This window comes from Rhizorhabdus sp. GW822-FHT03C02 (assembly GCF_058801765.1).
In genome coordinates this window covers 900,233-916,695 of record NZ_JBXANN010000001.1, presented here as the reverse complement: position 1 = coordinate 916,695, position 16,463 = coordinate 900,233, and the positions used below count along the sequence as shown (strand labels likewise).

Sequence of the window (16,463 nt, the reverse complement as noted above, 5' to 3'; positions counted from 1 at the left end):
TTGAGCCTATCGATCGAGGATGCGTCAGCATCTTCGAGATCGCGTATAACCGTCAGTCCTTGAAGCCGGCGGGCGCGACCGCGACCGTCTTCGCGCCGGCCGGGCTCAGTTCGCGCACCTCGAGCGACCTTTCAGCCACACCGCTCGGCGCGAAGCGGAAGGCGCCGTCGACGCCGACGAAGCCGCCCTCGTCGCGCAGCTTGGCGATCGGGAATTTGTCGCCGACCTTCCAGCCGCCGGCGATCTTCACCACCAGCAGCATCGAATCATAACCGAGGCTGGCGAGTCGAAACGGCGCCTTGCCATATTGGCGGCGATAGGCCTGGGCGAGCTGGCGGTAGCGCGTGTCCGAGACGCTGGCATACCAGGCGCCGCCGAGGATCGGCGAGGTCAGCAGCGCGGGCTCGGCCGACCACAGCTCGGTCCCCAACACCCGCGCCTGCGGGCTCGAGCTCTTGCGGATCAGCGGCACCACCTGGGCGGCGACCCGGCCATTGTCGGCGATCAGCACGCCGTCATAATCCTGGTCCTTGCCGAGCTGGGCGACCGCGGTCCCCATCGACTTGGCGTTGCGCTCATAGCTTTTCATCGCGACCAGATTGCCGCCGGCGCCTTCGACCGCCTTGATCATGCTGGTCGAGGCGCTGCGGCCATAGGCGCCGGTCGGCACCAGCGCGGCGAACTTGTTCATGCCCTTCGATTTGGCGAACCGCACCACCCGGTCGATCGACTGGCTCGGCGAGAAACCCATCAGGAAGACGCCGTTGCCGGCGACCCCGGCATCGTTCGAAAAGGAGATCACCGGCACCTGCGCCGCCCGCGCGGCGGGCGCGACCGCGGTCGCATCCTCGCCGAGCAGCGGCCCCAGGAACAGCCGGTTGCCCTCGGCCAGCGCCCGCGCCGCCGCCGCCGCGGCGCCGGTGGCGGTGTCGTAGCTGGTCATGCGCACGGTCTTGTTGCCGGTGTCGTTGAGCGCCATCGATGCCGCGTTGGCGATCGACTGGCCGACCGCGGCGTTCGGGCCGGTCAGCGGCACCAGCAACGCGATCCGGTGGCGCTGGTCGGGCGGCAGCACCTCGGGGATCGGCGCCTCTTCCTGTTTGGGCGGCGCGACCACCCCGGGCTTGCCCTTCGGCACCACGCCCGCGCAACTCGCCAGCAGCATCGATCCCAGGATCGCACCGACACGAAATATTGAAGCCCGCGGTTGCTTGCGCAGGGAAGCCTCTGTCATGGAGCATCCTTATGATCGTTGAACAGACCGACACGCCGACCGACGACGCGCCCCTCCCCCCGGGCCTGTATATCGTCGCCACGCCAATCGGCAACTTGGGTGACCTGTCGCCGCGCGCCACATCGATCCTGTCGCGCGCCGAAACGATCGCGGTCGAGGACAGTAGGGTCACCGCCAAGCTGCTCAACCGGATCGGCGTCAAGCGCCGCATGACTCCCTATCACGATCACAGCGGCGACCATGTCCGCCCCGAACTGATCGCCCGCATGGCGTCGGGCGCGGTGGCGCTGGTGTCCGATGCGGGGACGCCGCTGATCTCCGACCCCGGCTACAAGCTGGTCCGCGACGCCCGCGCCGCCGGCATCGCGGTCACCACCATCCCGGGCCCTTGCGCGGCGATCGCCGCGCTCACCCTCGCCGGGCTGCCCACCGACCGCTTCTTCTTCCTCGGTTTCCTGCCCTCGAAGGAGAAGGCGCGCGCCGACGCGATCGCCGAGATCGCCGATATCCGCGCAACCCTGATCATGTACGAATCGGGGCCCCGGCTCGGCGCGACCCTCGCCGCGCTCGCCGCCGGGCTGGGCGACCGCGAGGCCGCGGTGGCGCGCGAGATCAGCAAGACCTTCGAGGAGACCGTCACCGCCTCGCTCCTGGAACTGGCCGAGCGCTATGCCGAAAGCGGTCCCAAGGGCGAGATCGTCATCATCGTCGGCCCGCCCGGCGAGGCCCCGCCCGCGACCGAGGCGGATGCCGACATGCTGCTGCGCGAGGCGCTGACCCGTTTGCCGGTCGGCAAGGCCGCGAGCGAGGTCGCCAAGGCGACCGGGCTCAACCGACGCGATCTCTACACGCGGGCGATGGCGCTCAAAGAGGCGCCTTGACCCGGCGCGCGGCCGAGCGACGCGGCCGGATCGGCGAGGACATCGCCGCCTGGTGGCTGCGCCTGCACGGCTGGCGGATCGTCGGCCGGCGGATGCGCACCCGCCAGGGCGAGATCGACCTGATCGCGCGGCGCGGGCGGGTTCTCGCCTTCGTCGAGGTCAAGACCCGCGGCACCGCGCGCGACCTTGCGATGGCGATCGACGAGCATCGGCTGCGCCGGGTGGTCGCGGCGGCCAGCAGTCTCGTCGCCCGCTTCGGGCAGGACGCGACCGAAATCCGCATCGACGTGATGCTGGTGCGGCCGTGGCGGCTGCCGGTTCACCTCGTCAACGTCTGGCATGGAGACGACTAGGCTGCGACGGCATCGCTCGTTACACAGGCAATATGACCGAAACCGTGATCCTATGGCGCCCGATCGGCCCCGAAGAGCTCAAGCTCATCGAGGAAGCGCAGATGCGCGCCTTTCCCCCTCGCCTGCCCGACCAACCGATCTTCTATCCGGTGCTGACCGAGGATTATGCCGTGAAGATCGCGCGTGACTGGAACGTGCCGTCGAGCGGATCCGGCTATGTCACCCGGTTCGCGGTCCGGAAGAATTTCCTCGATGGCTATGCCGTGCAGGAGGCGGGCGGACGGGCGCATCTCGAATATTGGATTCCTGCCGAGGACCTGCCGGCTTTCAACGATGCGATCGTCGGCGAGATCGAAGTCGTCCAGCGGTTCGGCCGAGAGTGACATTGCCCGGCTCCATCCCTAGTTAGGCGCCGTAGCCTCGGAGAAGAACCCCATGTCGCTGAACGTCGCGGTCCAGATGGATCCGCTCGAAACCATCAATATCGGGGGCGATTCGACCTTCGCGGTGATGCTGAGCGCACTCCAGCGCGGACACAGCCTGTGGCATTATGCCGCCGGCGACCTCTGCTATCGTGACGGGAAGCTGACCGCGCCGGCGCGGCCGATCACGAAGCTGCAGCGGGTCAAGGGCGACCATTTCGAGGCCGGCGAGACCCGGGTCATCGACCTTGCCGACGATATCGACGTCGTGCTGATGCGCCAGGATCCGCCGTTCGACCTCGCCTATATCACCGCGACCCATCTGCTCGAGCGGATCCAGGACCGCACGCTGGTGGTCAACGACCCGGCCTCGGTGCGCAACGCCCCCGAGAAGCTGTTCGTGCTCGACTATGCGCGCTTCATGCCGCCGACGATGATCACCCGCCGGCTCGAGGATGCCCGCGCCTTCCATGAGGAACATGGCGAGGTGGTGGTCAAACCGCTCTACGGCAATGCCGGATCGGCGGTGTTCCATGTCGGGCGCAAGGACGCCAATCTGGCCGCGCTCACCGAATTGTTCGGCCAGGTGTGGCGCGAGCCGTTCATGGTCCAGGCCTTCCTCCCCGACGTGTCGAAAGGCGACAAGCGGATCGTGCTGATCGACGGCAAGGTCGCCGGCGCGATCAACCGCCTGCCCAAGGAAGGCGAGATACGGTCGAACCTCGCCGCGGGCGGGCGCGCCGACGCGACCGGGCTCAGCGCCCGCGAGATCGAGATCTGCGATGCGCTCGGCCCCGACCTCGCCGCGCGCGGGCTGCTGTTCGTCGGCATCGACGTGATCGCCGGGCATCTGACCGAGATCAACGTCACCTCGCCGACCGGGATCGTCGCGATCGACAATTTCAACGGCACCGATACCCCGGCACTGATCTGGGACGCGATCGAGGCGAAGGCGAAAGCCTTTAGCTGACCGGGCCGCGCCATGACCGAGTGGGTCAGGGACGCGATCGGGCAAGGCGGCTATCTGGCGGTGTTCGTGCTGATGTTCGCCGAGACGGTGTTTCCGCCGATCCCGTCGGAGCTGATCATGTCGCTGACCGGCTTTGCCGCGGCGGCCGGGAAAATGTCGCTCGGGATCGCGATCCTCGCGGGCACGGCCGGCGCGATGCTCGGCAATATCGCCTGGTATCTGTTCGCCCGCGCGCTCGGCCTCGACCGGCTCAGGCCGCTGATCGACCGCCATGGCCGCTGGCTGACGATGGACTGGCGCGACATCGAGCGCTGCGAACGCTGGTTCGCGCGGCGCGGCGGGCTGTTCGTCGGCATCGGCCGGATGCTGCCGTCGATGCGGTCGCTGATCTCGGTCCCCGCCGGGCTGGTGCGGATGCGCTTCCTGCCCTTCCTGATCTGGTCGTCGATCGGCACGCTCGGCTGGACGGCGATGCTGGCACTCGCGGGCTGGATCCTCGGCACCCGCTTCGGGACGATGGAGGCGCTGATCTCGGTCGGTTCGACGATCATGATCGCCGCGATGGCCGGCTATTATCTGTGGCGCGTCGCGACCTGGCGCCGTGCCGACTGATCGGCTTCAGATAGCGAGTTTCACCGACGCGCCGATCGTCCGCCCGTTGATCGATCGCGCACGGACGATGCCGTTGGCCGGGATCGCCCCCTCCTCCGCCTCGGTGAAGCCCCTCACGTCGAACAGGTTGTTGGCATTGATCGAGACCGTCAGCCGATCGATCGGCTGGAGCGAGACGAAGGCGTTGACCGTCCGGTAGCCCGGCAGCTTCAACAGATTATTGTCCTGCGCATAGCTGCTGGTGGTGCCGACCAGATTGGCGCCGATCGTGAACCAGCCATGCTGATATTGCGGGGTCATCTGATAGATGAAACGCGCCTGGCGGCGGGGACGGTTGCCCTTGTTGGCCGGGGTGATCGCGTCCTTGAGGATCTCGGCGTCGGTCCAGGTGACCCCGGCGGTCGTACTGAACCCGCCGATCTGGTAATTGCCCTCGAGTTCGACGCCATAGGCCCGATATTGGCGGTCGAGGAACCGCAGGCTGGTCGCCTCGAAATTCTGCTCGGACGCGGTGCTGTAGAAGAAGGTGCCGTAGAGACCGATTCCGCGCCGCCGAAATTTGAAGCCGAGATCGGTCTGGCGGACGAAGTCGACCGCGGCGCTGTCGTCGGTCAGCCCGCCGTCGCTGGTGCGCAGCGCCGGACCAAACAATATGCGGTCGGCATTGGCGCGGCCGCCCTTGCTGTAGCGCGCGAACAGCGACCATTCGGGCGCCATCCGATAATTGAGTCCGACCGACCAGGACAGATAGTCGAAGTTGTAATGGACCGGCACGGTGGTCGCCGGCAGCACCGCGGTCATCTGCTCGGGCGCCGAGATCACCCCGTCGCCATTGACGTCGATCGCGGCGATCCCGGCGCCGGTGCCGAGTTCGGCGCCCTGAAGCTTGCCGCGCGCACGGCCATTGTCCCAGCGCATGCTGCCCGCCAGCGTCCAGCCATTTCTCAGGAAGCTGATCGCCGCGAACGGCGCGGCGATGCTATAATCGACGTCATAACTGCGCCGGCAGCAATTGCCGAAATAGCGCGCGCCATAGCCATAGACGCCCTTCTCGGTCTGCAATTGCCCGGCGGCATTGCGCACGTCGATCAGCGCGGCGGAGCCGTCGCCGCGCACTTCCGACAACAGGCTGGTCCACAACCAGTCGGTATCGATCGTCTGGCGGGTCAGGAACAGCCCGCCCGTCACCGTCAGCTTGCCGCCGCCGACCTTCGTGTCGCGGATCACCCGCAGGTCGTTGGTGATGTTGTTGAGGTTGTTGAGCCGGGTGTCGAAGACGGTGATCTCGGCAAGCTGGCCATTGCCGGCGAGCGCCGCCGGATTGGCGATCGCGGTGCCGGCGAGCGGCCCGGTCGCATAGCTCAACGTCGCCCCGGCGCCGCCGATCGCGGTCGCGATCGTCGAGGCATTGTCGACCGCCGCCGGAAACAGCCCGACGAAGCGGCCCGAAATATCGGCAAAGCGGAAGCGCTCGTTGATCGTCCAGCCATCGCCGGGCTCGAACCTCGCCTCGAGCCCGACCTGCTTGACCAGCGGATGCATGCCGTCGCGGATATCGTCGCTGACCGGCTGGTTGTTGCCGTCGAGGGTCAGGTTGCGGCGCAGGCTCGACGAGGCGAAACTGCCGTCGCCGACCGAGAAGCCGGTGAGGCTCGAATAATGCGGATCGCTGTTGCTGCCGGTGACGCGCACCGGCACCGGCAGATAAGGAATTGTCCTATCATTCAGATATTTACCGTATAATCTTATGAATCCATTCGAAAAACTTTTGGTGATGTTCGCCTTGATCTGACCGCCCTTATTGGCATCGTAGCCGGCCTTTCGCGGCCCCTCGCCCTGGCGGTAGAAGCCGCCGACATGGAAGGTCCAGTCGCCGGGCAGCGGCGTCCCATAATCGAAATCGGTGCGATATTCCTCATAATCCAACCCGGCCGAAAACTGGATCGCGCCGCCCGCCTTGTCGCCGGTCTTCGACAGGAGATTGATCACGCCACCCGGTGCATCCGACACGAAAGTCGATGAGGAACCACCGCGAACCCCTTCGATTCGCTGGATATTGAAATCGGCGCGCATGAAACTGTCGGCGGTGGCGAAGGTGATGTCCCCGAACGGAAAGATCGGCAGCCCATCTTCCTGCAGCGACAGATATTTGGCGCCGCCCGAGGCCAGCGGGAGCCCGCGCACCGCGATATTGGCATTGCCCTCGCCGCCCGAGCTTTCGGCGCGTACCCCGGGCAGGTTGCGAAAGATTTCGGCGGTCGAGCGCGTCGAGAGCCCAGAGATCTGGGCGGCACTCAACGTGCTGATCGAGACGCTGGTGTCGAGCCGGTTCTGGCTGCGGGCGAGCGCGGTGACGACGAGCACCTGGCTGTCGGCCTGCTGGCGGGGGACGATCGCTGGGGCCGCCGGATCGGACGATGGTGCCTGCTGCGCGACGGCCGGTGCCGCGCCGATCGCCAGAAGAGCCGCTACGCCGCGCTTCGCTACTTTCACACCCGATCTCCCTGTTGGACGCGAGCCTAAGGCGCGATCGAATGCGAAGAAAGCGATCGCCCCCAGGAAAATCGATTGCATGAATGCTGGATGCGGCGGACCGCTTGGGCTCGCAGCCCGATCGCGCTAGGCTTCCGCCAAGGGAGAGGCGGGACAATGGACCGGCCGGACAGCGTCGATTTTGCGGTGATCGGGCTCTATGCGCTCGCGGTCGCCTTGCTCGCCTGGCGCGCGTCGCGGCGCATCCGGTCGCCCGGCGAATATTTCCTCGCCTCACGCGGATCGAACTGGGCAATCGTCGGCCTCTCGATGCTCGCCTCGAACATCTCGTCGGTGACGCTCGTCGGCCTCGCCGGATCGGCCTATCTGACCGGCATATCGGTGTTCGACTATGAATGGTGGGCGGCGGTGGTGCTGGTCGGCTTCACCCTGTTCATGCTGCCGGCGGTCCTGACCAGCGGGGTCTATACCGTCCCGGAATTTCTCGAGCGGCGTTACAGCCGGGGCCTGCGCAGTTGGTTCGCGCTGATGACGCTGTTCCTCAACCTCGCGGTCGATGCGGCGGGAACGCTCTATGCCGGCGGCGCCCTGTTCCAGTCTCTCTATCCCGGCCTGCCGCTCTGGACGATCAGCTTCGGCCTGACGATCGTCGCCGGCGCCTATGCGGTGGCCGGCGGGATGCGGGCGGTGCTGCACACCGAAGTGCTCCAGGCGGTGGTGCTGCTCGCCGGATCGGCGCTGATCGCCACCACCGCGATCGCCGGGGTCGGCGGCTGGGACGCGCTGATGCACGGTGTGCCCGCGTCGCATCTCAGCCTGATCAGGCCGCTCGACGACCCCAGTCTGCCCTGGCTCGGCATGCTGATCGGGGTGCCGATCCTGGGTTTCTATTTCTGGTGCACCAACCAGTTGGTGGTGCAGCGGGTGCTGTCGGCGCGCAGCATCGAGCATGGCCGCTGGGGCTGCCTGTTCGCCGGCCTCCTCAAGCTGCCGGTGCTCTATCTGATGGTGCTGCCGGGCACCGCCGCGCTGATCCTCTATCCGGGGATCCGATCGAGCGAGCTCGTCTATCCGACCTTGTTGTTCGGCCTGCTGCCGCACGGGGTGCTCGGCATCGTGCTGGCGGGTTTCCTCGCCGCGGCGATGTCGTCGCTCGCGGCCACCTTCAACGCCGCCGCAACCCTGTTCACCATGGATTTCGTCCATCCCCGCCTGCCCCGGCTCGGCCCGGCGGCGCTCACCCGGATCGGCCGGACCGCGACGCTGGCGTTCATGGCGATCGCCGCGAGCTGGGCGCCGCAGATCGCCCGCTTCCCGTCGCTCTGGCAATATCTCCAGTCGGTGCTCGCCTTCGCGGTGCCGCCGATCGTCGCGATCGTCCTGGCCGGCCTGTTCTGGCGCAGGGCGAGCGCGACCGCCGCGAAGGCGGCGGCGATCGTCGGCCTTGCCGGCGGCGCGGCCTTGTTCGCGGCCGGGCCGCTGATCGGCGCGATCGATCTCCATTTCCTCTATGTCGCGCCGATCCTGCTGTTGCTGTCGGGCGGTACGATCGTCGCCGTCAGCCTCGCCCGTCCCGCCGCCGGCTCGGCGCATGTCCCGCTGATGTGGACACACGCGACCTGGCAAGCCGATAGCCTGGCCCTGGCGGCACGGCCATGGTGGCAGAATTACCGGTTGCAGGGGCTCGGATTGCTGGCCATCACCGCCGCGATCGTCTTCAGCTTCCGATGAGAGCTTCCGACAATCAGGGCGCGGAGGCGCGCACGACCAGTTCCGGGACCATCACCACCGACTCGGTCAGTTCACCGGCCAGTCGGCGGAACAGATGATCGACCAGCTTTTCGGCACCCTGCTTCAGATCCTGGCGAACCGTGGTGAGCGGCGGGGTCACCTGCGCCGCCAGCGCGACATCGTCATAGCCGACCACCGCAACGTCGCCCGGCACAGACAGGCCACGGGCGGCGAGCGCCCGGATCGCGCACATCGCGATGCTGTCCGACGCGCACAATATGGCGTCGGGCGCCTCGTTGGCGGCAAGCCAGTCGGCGACGGCGTCGAACGCCGCATCGGCCATGAACGGCGCATCGATCACCCCGGCCGGCCTCACCCCCGCCAGCGCATGCGCCTCGACATAGCCGCGGTAACGGGCGGAAACCTCGGGGGCGTTGATCACGCCCGCGAACAGGATGCGCCGCCGGCCGGAAGCGAGCAGATGCCGGGTCGCGATGGCGCCGCCCGCGACATTGTCGGTGCCGATCGAGCAATGGACCTGCCCCTCGGCGCGTTCGCCCCACACCACGATCGACGCGAATGTCTCGGCAACACGGTCGAGCGCCGCGCTTTGATCCGACTGGCCGATCACGACGACGCCATCGATTCGCCCCGAACTGACCAGCGTCTGCAGCCAGTTCTGATCGGTCGGCACCACCCGGCTCAGCAGCACGTCATAGCCGCGGCGGGTGATCTCGTCGGCGAGATAGCCGAGCATGGTGATGAAGAAGGGGTCCGACACATTCTGGTCGACCGCATGCCCCAGCGGCAGCACCACCCCGATCGACTGAGACCGCTTGAGGCGCAGATTGCGCGCCATCTGATTGAGCTGGAAGCCATGTTCGCGGGCCAGATCGTTGATCTTGGTGCGCGTACCCAGGCTGATCATCTTGCTGCCGGCCAGCGCCCGCGACACCGTCGACGCCGAAACGCCCGCCAGCCGGGCGAGATCGGAAATGCTCGAGACCGCGCTCTTGTCGCCGCTCATGAACCGCGCTTCGTCATCGGCGTCACGCCTGACCGGAGGATAATCTGCGCACCCACTCTAGAAAGCGCGTTCGAGCCGGTTCAGCAGGCCGAGCGCCGGACTGGCGGCGGCGGGCGCAGGCGTATCGGCGGCCTCGAGCCGGCATACCCGGGCATAGAGATCACGACTCGACTCGATCAGCGCGATCGCCCCGTCGGGCAGCAGCGCGAGGCTGGGCATGTCGCTGTCGGCGGCGACGCCGATTCGCTCCTGCGAATTGCGCGCGCCCTCTTCGTCGATCTGGCCATATTCGATCGCGCGCTGGACCAGCAGCCAGGACAGGACATGCATCAGCCGCGTCGTCACCTTGAGCGACTCGCACGAGAAGATCACCCGCGCGAAGCTGTCGAGCCTTTCGCGGTCGGCCTTGCTGTGATGTTCGAAATATGCGCGCGCTTCGTCGGCCAGCACCATGGCCTCCGTATAGAGCGCATCGATAAGTCGCCCCCGCAAACGAATCTGCGTGCCGTCGTTCCCCATGACCGCAATGTGGCACATAGCGCGCGCCGCAGAAACGAAAAAAGACGGTTAAGTTATTGTCGCCAGACGCAACTTTACTTCATGATTCAGCAAAGCCCGATTGGCATCGATTGCAAAAAGCCATCTGAATCAGCGCGGTCGCAGTGAATATCGGGAAGTTACGGTACGCCGATTTGCACCATATCGGATGAATCAATGCGAAGCGTCGACCGGCGCCAGGGTCGGCCCACCCTCCCCCGATTCGATTCGCCGATAGAAGCAGCTGCGTTCGCCGGTGTGGCAGGCGGGGCCCGCCGGCTCGCAGCGCATCCACAGGGCATCCTGGTCGCAGTCGATGCGAAGCTCGACCACCTTCATGACATGGCCGCTGCTCTCGCCCTTCTTCCACAACCGCCCGCGCGACCGCGAGAAAAAGGTCGCTTCGCCGGTGGCAATGGTGAGGTCGAGCGCCTCGCGATTGAGAAAGGCGACCATCAGCAGTTCGCCGGTCGCATGATCGGTCACGATCCCGGTCAGCAGTCCGTTCGCGTCGAATTTGGGGGTGAGCGCGCTGCCCCGTTCGATATCCTGATCCATGACCCCGAGCGCTTGCGCCAAAGCGCCTCCGCCGACAACCCAATAAATGTTGTGACAAAAGGGCGACAAAGCCGGGTGGTGCCACTATATGCGCCCCATCGGCCCCCGGATAGGATTGGCGATGCTCACCACGCATCCATTTGATGACGATAAACTGCGCGAAGAGTGCGGTATCTTTGGAATCTGGGGGGCAGACACCGCATCCGCGATGGTCGCCCTGGGTCTCCATGCGCTCCAGCATCGCGGGCAGGAAGCTGCCGGCATCACCAGCTGGGACGGTCACAATTTCCACACCCACCGCGCCATGGGTCATGTCGCGGGCAATTTCGACCGCGACGACGTGATTCGCGGCCTGCCTGGGCAAGTCGCCTGCGGACATGTCCGCTATTCGACCAGCGGTGAGACCGCGTTGCGCAACGTCCAGCCCCTGTTCGCCGAGCTGAGCTCGGGCGGCTTCGCGATCGCGCATAACGGCAACATCTCGAACGCGATGAAGCTCAAGCGCGACCTCGTCCGGCTCGGCTCGATCTTCCAGTCGACCAGCGATACCGAAACGATCATCCATCTCGTCGCGATGTCGAAATATCGCACCCTGCTCGACCGTTTCATCGATGCGCTCAAGCAGGTCGAGGGCGCCTATTCGCTGATCTGCATGACCCCCGAAGGCATGATCGCCTGCCGCGATCCGCTGGGCATCCGCCCGCTCGTGCTCGGCCGGGTCGGCGACGCCTATGTCTTCGCGTCGGAAACGGTCGCGCTCGACGTGATCGGCGGCACCTTCATCCGCCAGATCGATCCCGGCGAACTGGTGATCGTGTCCGAAAGCGGCCTGCGATCGATCCGGCCGTTCGCCGATGTGCGCGCGCGGCCCTGCATCTTCGAACATGTCTATTTCTCGCGCCCCGATTCGATCGTCGACGGTTCGTCGGTCTATTCGGTGCGCAAGCGGATCGGCGCCGAGCTCGCGCTCGAAAATGGCGTCGAGGCAGATCTGGTGGTGCCCGTGCCCGATTCGGGTACACCCGCCGCGATCGGCTATGCGCAGCAATCGGGCATCCCGTTCGAACTGGGGATCATCCGGTCGCATTATGTCGGCCGCACGTTCATCCAGCCCGGCGACCAGGTCCGCCATCTCGGGGTCAAGCTGAAGCACAACGCCAATCGCGCGCTGATCGAAGGCAAAAGGGTTGTGCTGATCGACGATTCGATCGTCCGCGGCACCACCAGCGTGAAGATATTGTCGATGCTGCGCGAAGCCGGCGCGCGCGAGGTTCATCTCCGGATCGCCTCGCCGCCGACCCGGCACAGCTGCTTCTACGGGGTCGATACCCCCGAGCGCGCCAAGCTGCTCGCCGCACAGATGAACGTCGCCGAGATGGCGTCCTATATCGGTGCCGACAGCCTCGCCTTCATCTCGATCGAGGGGCTCTACCGCGCGCTCGGCGAACCGGGGCGCGACGCCAAGACGCCCAATTATTGCGACGCCTGCTTCACCGGCGACTATCCGACCCATCTGACCGACCATGAAGAGATGACGCCGATGGACCAGCTCGCGCTGCACGGCGAACGCGTCGTCGCCTGACCTTTTTCACGGAATCGCCATGACCAAGATTCTCTCCGGCAAGCTCGCGCTCGTCACTGGTGCCTCGCGCGGCATCGGCGCCGCCACCGCGGAAGCACTCGGGCGTGCCGGTGCGCATGTGATCCTGACCGCACGTACCTCGGGCGGACTCGAGGAGGTCGAGGAACGGATCCACGCCGCCGGTGGCACCGCGACGATCGCACCGATGGACCTCGCCGAAAATGACAGCATCGCCCGACTGGCCGAGGCAATTTCCGGCCGCTGGGAGGCGCTCGACATTTTGGTGCTGAACGCGGCGATGCTGGGCACGCTCGCCCCGGTCCATGTCATCGATGCCAAGGAATTCGCGTCGGTGCTGACCCTCAACGTGCTCGCCCAGCAGCAGATGATCGCGGCGTTCGACCCGATGCTCCGCAAGGCGGCGCGCGCCGACCTGATCGGCGTCACCTCGTCGGCGGGCCCCGCCCCCAAGCCCTATTGGGGGGCCTATGGGGCGTCGAAGGGCGCGCTCGAATCGCTGCTGACCGCCTATGCCAAGGAGGTCGCCAACATCAGCGGCATCCGCGTCACCATCCTCGATCCCGGCGCCACCGCGACCAAGATGCGCGAAAAGGCTTTTCCCGGCGAGGATCCGGCAACGCTCAAGCCCGCCGCAGCGGTCGCCGACACGATCATGGGGCTGATCGGCACCGATTATGAAACCGGCCAGCGGGTGCGCGTACCCGCCTGATCAGGCCAGCCTGATCCAGGTTCGATGTCAGGCTTTCACCAGCGTAACCTGGGCGACATCGATGCCGCCGCCCGCGAAGCCGCCTTCGCAATACATCAGGTAGAAGCGCCACAGCTTGACGAACTCGGGGTCGAACCCCGGCGGCAATTCGCCGCGCTCGATCGATGCGTCGAAATTCTCGCGCCAGCGCCGCAGCGTCTCGGAATAATGGAGGCCGAACCCCTTGCGGCTCTCCCACCGTAGGCCCGCTTTCTCCGCCGCCGCCCTGAAGCGGCTTTCGGAGATCAGCATCCCGCCGGGGAAGATATAGGTCTGGATGAAATCGGCGTCGGTCCGGTAGCTTTCGAACACCGCGTCGTCGATCTCGATATACTGGATCGCCGCCTTGCCGCCGGGCTTCAGCGCCCGGGCGATCGACTCCATATAGACCGGCCAATATTTCTCGCCGACCGCCTCGACCATCTCGACGCTGGCGACCGCGTCATATTGGCCGGGCACGTCGCGATAGTCGCAGATCTCGAAACGGGCCTTGCCCGACAGGCCCGCCTTGGCGATGCGATCGTCGGCCCAGGCCTTTTGTTCGACCGAGAGGGTGATACCGGTGACGTCGGCGCCATATTCGGCGGCGGCGACCTCGGCGAGCCCACCCCAGCCGCAGCCGATCTCGAGCAGGCGCGAGCCCGGCGCCAGATCGAGCCGGTCGAGCAAGGCGGTGATCTTGCGGTGCTGCGCGGCCTCGAGCGCTTCCCCGCGCGCGATCGGCTCCTCGAACAGGGCCGAGGAATAGCTCATCGTCCGGTCGAGCCAGGTCTCGTAGAAATCATTGCCCAGATCATAATGGAAGGCGATGTTCTTGCGCGAATTGGCGCGGCTGTTGCGGCGCACCGCATGCCAGAGCAGGTTGAAGAAGCGCAGCGGCCCCTGCGCGCGCCCCAGTTCGCCCAGCGGATGGCGGTTGCGCATGAACAGGTCGAAGATCGGCACCGGATCGGGGCTGGTCCACTCACCCTCGGCCCAGCTGCGGTACCAGCCGACCGATCCGGTGGTGACCAGCCGCACCAGCGGCCGCCAGTTCTTCAATTCGACGATCGCGACCGGGCCGTTGTGCGGATTGCCGAGCACCCGGAACGACCCATCGGGCAAGGTCGCCTCGATCGCCCCTTCGACCAGGCCCTGGTCGATCGTGTCGATCAGCCGCTGAAACCCCGGGCTCAGCAGCCGCGCCATCCAGCCGGTGCCGGTGGCGAAATTGCGATCGGCCTTGATCAGATGACGTCCACGAACCGGCGGCTGCGCATTCATCAAATTTCGTCCCCAGACCCGTCGCCCCCGACAGCCTTCCAACTGCCTCTATAACGCTCAATACGGTGGGCAAAGATGCTTTGTTGCGCCGTCGGCACCGCCGACCGAAATTTGTCGCTTCAAGCCGCACCCGCCGTCCAGCCGGCGCCCATCGCGCCGGCTCGCTTCAGCGCTTAGATGCCGCCAGCGCGCGCTCGCGCGCCGCGCGGTGGCCGATCAGCGGTTCGGGATAGGCCGCGGGCGCGCAACCCGCCTCATGCGGGTCGTGGACCGCGTCGCCTTCGATCTCGGCCAGTTCGGGCACCCACTGCCGGATATAGTCACCGGCATCGAACTTCCGTGACTGGACCAGCGGCGCCATGATCCGGCCGAACGGGTTGGAATCGATCCCCGTTCCCGCCACCCACTGCCAGTTGACGCTGTTATTGCCATAATCGGCGTCGACCAGCGTGTCCCAGAACCAGCGCGCGCCGCGACGCCAGTCGATCAGCAGATGCTTGATCAGGAAGGAGGCAACGATCATCCGCACCCGGTTATGGACGACGCCGGTCGCCCACAACTCGCGCATCCCGGCATCGACGATCGGATAGCCGGTGCGGCCCCGGGTCCACGCCGCGAAGTCGCGATCGGCGGCGGCACCGCTCCGCCAGTTGAAATGGTCATAGGCCTCGCGGCCGTTGCGATCGCCATAACGGGGCAGGATGTCGATCACATTCGCGGCATAGTCGCGCCAGGCCACCTCGCGCAGCCAGGGTTCGGCCTTGCCCCGCGCCTGCTTCGCTGCCCGGTGCCAGACCAAAGCCGGCGAGATCTCGCCGAAATGCAGATGGGGCGAAAGGCGCGACGTGCCGTCGACCGCGGGCAGATTGCGGTCGACATCATAATCCTCGATCTTCGGCAGGAAATCGGCGAGCGCTTCGCGCGCGCCCTCCTCGCCCGGGGTCCAGACCGCGAAGCCCTTCGCCCAGTCCGGCTTGACCGGAAGCAGGGCCCAGTCGGCGAGATCGTCGCTCGCGATCGCCGCGTGCGGCGTGGTGAAGTCGACCGGGGTGCGGTGCGGCGTCGCCGGCGGCATCTGCGCCCTGAGCGCGCGCCAATAGGGGGTGAAGATCCGGTAGCGGCCATGCGCGCCGGTCAGCACGCCTTCGGGCGGCGCGAGGCACCCGCCTTCGTAGAGGCGCAGGTCGATCTTCGCCGCCAGCGCGTCTTCGGCCGCCTGCCACCAGGGCTCATAATGGCGGATCGCGTGGATCCGGTCGGCGCCCAGGCTCTTCGCGACGTCGCGCAGCTGTTCGACTACATCGCCCCGCCGCAGCACCAGCCGCCCGCCGCGGGCGCGGATCGCCTCCCCCAGCGCGGCGAGACTATGGTGCAGCCACCAGCGTTGCGCGCCACCGATCCGCCAGTCGCCGGCGGCCTCGTCGTCGAGGACATAGACCCCGGTCCACGGGCCCTCATGCGTCGCCGCAGCCACCGCGGCCTGATCGCCGAGCCGCAGATCCTGACGAAACCAGACGATCGAACTCATCGGCTGATCAATGCGCGGGCTGCTGTATGGGGGCTGGCGCCGCGGTGCGCGGCTGGTTGATGCTCTGGAGCATCGGCGCCAGATCGGCCGGCGGCAGCGCCCGCAACAGCGTCATCAGCCGGTCGTTGACCCGAGTGCGCATCTCCGCCTGAACCGCCTCCTCGCGGCGCAGCATCTCCTCGAGCTTGTCGAGATCGATCGGCTGGGTCGCGATCAACATCGCCCGCTGGGTCCTGAGATTGGCGATGTCGTTGCTCAACTGCGCATAGCGCGGATCGGGGGTCGCGTAGATTTTCGAGGCGATCGCGCGTCCCTCAGGGCTGAGCGCGGCACGGCGCGGCTGCGGCGTCAGTTGCACCGGTGCGGGACGGGCCGCCGGCTTGGCGGCCGATGGCGCGGCGGTCTGTGCGGCAGCGGCGACCGGCAGGGTGAGAAGAATGGCAGCGATGAGACGGAGCGACATGACACATCCTTGAAGCGGATTCATACTTCTAGGCGTTCGG

Annotated in this window: 16 protein-coding genes; 8 read left to right on the top strand and 8 right to left on the bottom strand. The window is 66.6% G+C overall.

Features of this window, described 5'->3' with window-relative positions:
- Window positions 1-52: 52 nt before the first annotated feature.
- A complete protein-coding gene (locus tag AC1RM6_RS04260; protein ID WP_493098412.1) occupies window positions 53-1,234 on the bottom strand; it encodes a penicillin-binding protein activator in 1,182 nt (393 codons plus the stop codon).
- An 11-nt stretch (window positions 1,235-1,245) separates the two neighbouring features.
- Between AC1RM6_RS04260 and rsmI the strand changes: the two genes are divergently transcribed.
- From rsmI to AC1RM6_RS04235, 5 genes are read left to right on the top strand one after another with little or no spacing between them, the layout of a single operon-like run.
- Window positions 1,246-2,115 carry a 16S rRNA (cytidine(1402)-2'-O)-methyltransferase gene (gene rsmI, locus AC1RM6_RS04255; RefSeq protein ID WP_493098410.1) on the top strand — a complete coding sequence of 290 codons (870 nt, stop codon included), beginning with the start codon at window positions 1,246-1,248 and terminating at the stop codon, window positions 2,113-2,115.
- Window positions 2,112-2,468 (top strand): YraN family protein, encoded by a 357-nt coding sequence (locus AC1RM6_RS04250; protein WP_493098408.1) that lies wholly within the window; start codon window positions 2,112-2,114, stop codon window positions 2,466-2,468. Before rsmI ends, AC1RM6_RS04250 begins: the two co-directional genes overlap by 4 nt.
- A gap of 32 nt (window positions 2,469-2,500) precedes the next feature.
- Window positions 2,501-2,851 (top strand): hypothetical protein, encoded by a 351-nt coding sequence (locus AC1RM6_RS04245; RefSeq protein ID WP_493098406.1) that lies wholly within the window; start codon window positions 2,501-2,503, stop codon window positions 2,849-2,851.
- A gap of 52 nt (window positions 2,852-2,903) precedes the next feature.
- On the top strand, window positions 2,904-3,860 hold the full coding sequence (gene gshB, locus AC1RM6_RS04240) for a glutathione synthase (protein WP_493098404.1): 957 nt from the start codon (window positions 2,904-2,906) through the stop codon (window positions 3,858-3,860).
- Between the two features lie 12 nt (window positions 3,861-3,872).
- Complete coding sequence (locus tag AC1RM6_RS04235) at window positions 3,873-4,472, top strand: DedA family protein (protein ID WP_493098402.1); 600 nt, start codon at window positions 3,873-3,875, stop codon at window positions 4,470-4,472.
- Window positions 4,473-4,478: 6 nt separating this feature from the next.
- Here AC1RM6_RS04235 and AC1RM6_RS04230 read toward each other — a convergent pair whose 3' ends face one another.
- A complete protein-coding gene (locus tag AC1RM6_RS04230) occupies window positions 4,479-6,965 on the bottom strand; it encodes a TonB-dependent receptor domain-containing protein (protein WP_493098400.1) in 2,487 nt (828 codons plus the stop codon).
- 156 nt (window positions 6,966-7,121) lie between these two features.
- On the opposite strand from AC1RM6_RS04230, the gene AC1RM6_RS04225 reads away from it, so the two are divergent.
- Complete coding sequence (locus AC1RM6_RS04225; RefSeq protein WP_493098398.1) at window positions 7,122-8,696, top strand: sodium:solute symporter family transporter; 1,575 nt, start codon at window positions 7,122-7,124, stop codon at window positions 8,694-8,696.
- A 13-nt stretch (window positions 8,697-8,709) separates the two neighbouring features.
- Here the strand turns inward: AC1RM6_RS04225 and AC1RM6_RS04220 are convergent, their stop codons facing one another.
- The 3 genes from AC1RM6_RS04220 to hisI form a co-directional block, all read right to left on the bottom strand.
- Window positions 8,710-9,723, bottom strand: a complete 1,014-nt coding sequence (locus AC1RM6_RS04220; protein ID WP_493098396.1) for a LacI family DNA-binding transcriptional regulator — start codon at window positions 9,721-9,723, stop codon at window positions 8,710-8,712.
- 57 nt (window positions 9,724-9,780) lie between these two features.
- Complete coding sequence (locus AC1RM6_RS04215) at window positions 9,781-10,242, bottom strand: DUF1465 family protein (RefSeq protein WP_493099534.1); 462 nt, start codon at window positions 10,240-10,242, stop codon at window positions 9,781-9,783.
- Window positions 10,243-10,434: 192 nt separating this feature from the next.
- Complete coding sequence (hisI, locus tag AC1RM6_RS04210; RefSeq protein ID WP_493098394.1) at window positions 10,435-10,818, bottom strand: phosphoribosyl-AMP cyclohydrolase; 384 nt, start codon at window positions 10,816-10,818, stop codon at window positions 10,435-10,437.
- Window positions 10,819-10,939: 121 nt separating this feature from the next.
- Between hisI and purF the strand changes: the two genes are divergently transcribed.
- Window positions 10,940-12,400 carry an amidophosphoribosyltransferase gene (purF, locus tag AC1RM6_RS04205; protein ID WP_493098392.1) on the top strand — a complete coding sequence of 487 codons (1,461 nt, stop codon included), beginning with the start codon at window positions 10,940-10,942 and terminating at the stop codon, window positions 12,398-12,400.
- Between the two features lie 19 nt (window positions 12,401-12,419).
- The gene (locus tag AC1RM6_RS04200; protein ID WP_493098391.1) at window positions 12,420-13,130 is read left to right on the top strand and encodes an SDR family NAD(P)-dependent oxidoreductase; all 711 of its coding nucleotides are present in this window, start codon (window positions 12,420-12,422) and stop codon (window positions 13,128-13,130) included.
- Window positions 13,131-13,157: 27 nt separating this feature from the next.
- Here the strand turns inward: AC1RM6_RS04200 and AC1RM6_RS04195 are convergent, their stop codons facing one another.
- The 3 genes from AC1RM6_RS04195 to AC1RM6_RS04185 form a co-directional block, all read right to left on the bottom strand.
- Entirely contained in the window at window positions 13,158-14,432 is a 1,275-nt protein-coding gene (locus tag AC1RM6_RS04195) for a class I SAM-dependent methyltransferase (protein WP_493098389.1), read from the bottom strand.
- A 166-nt stretch (window positions 14,433-14,598) separates the two neighbouring features.
- Complete coding sequence (locus AC1RM6_RS04190) at window positions 14,599-15,960, bottom strand: cryptochrome/photolyase family protein (protein WP_493098387.1); 1,362 nt, start codon at window positions 15,958-15,960, stop codon at window positions 14,599-14,601.
- 7 nt (window positions 15,961-15,967) lie between these two features.
- Window positions 15,968-16,423 (bottom strand): hypothetical protein, encoded by a 456-nt coding sequence (locus AC1RM6_RS04185; RefSeq protein ID WP_493098385.1) that lies wholly within the window; start codon window positions 16,421-16,423, stop codon window positions 15,968-15,970.
- Between the last annotated feature and the right edge of the window lie 40 nt (window positions 16,424-16,463).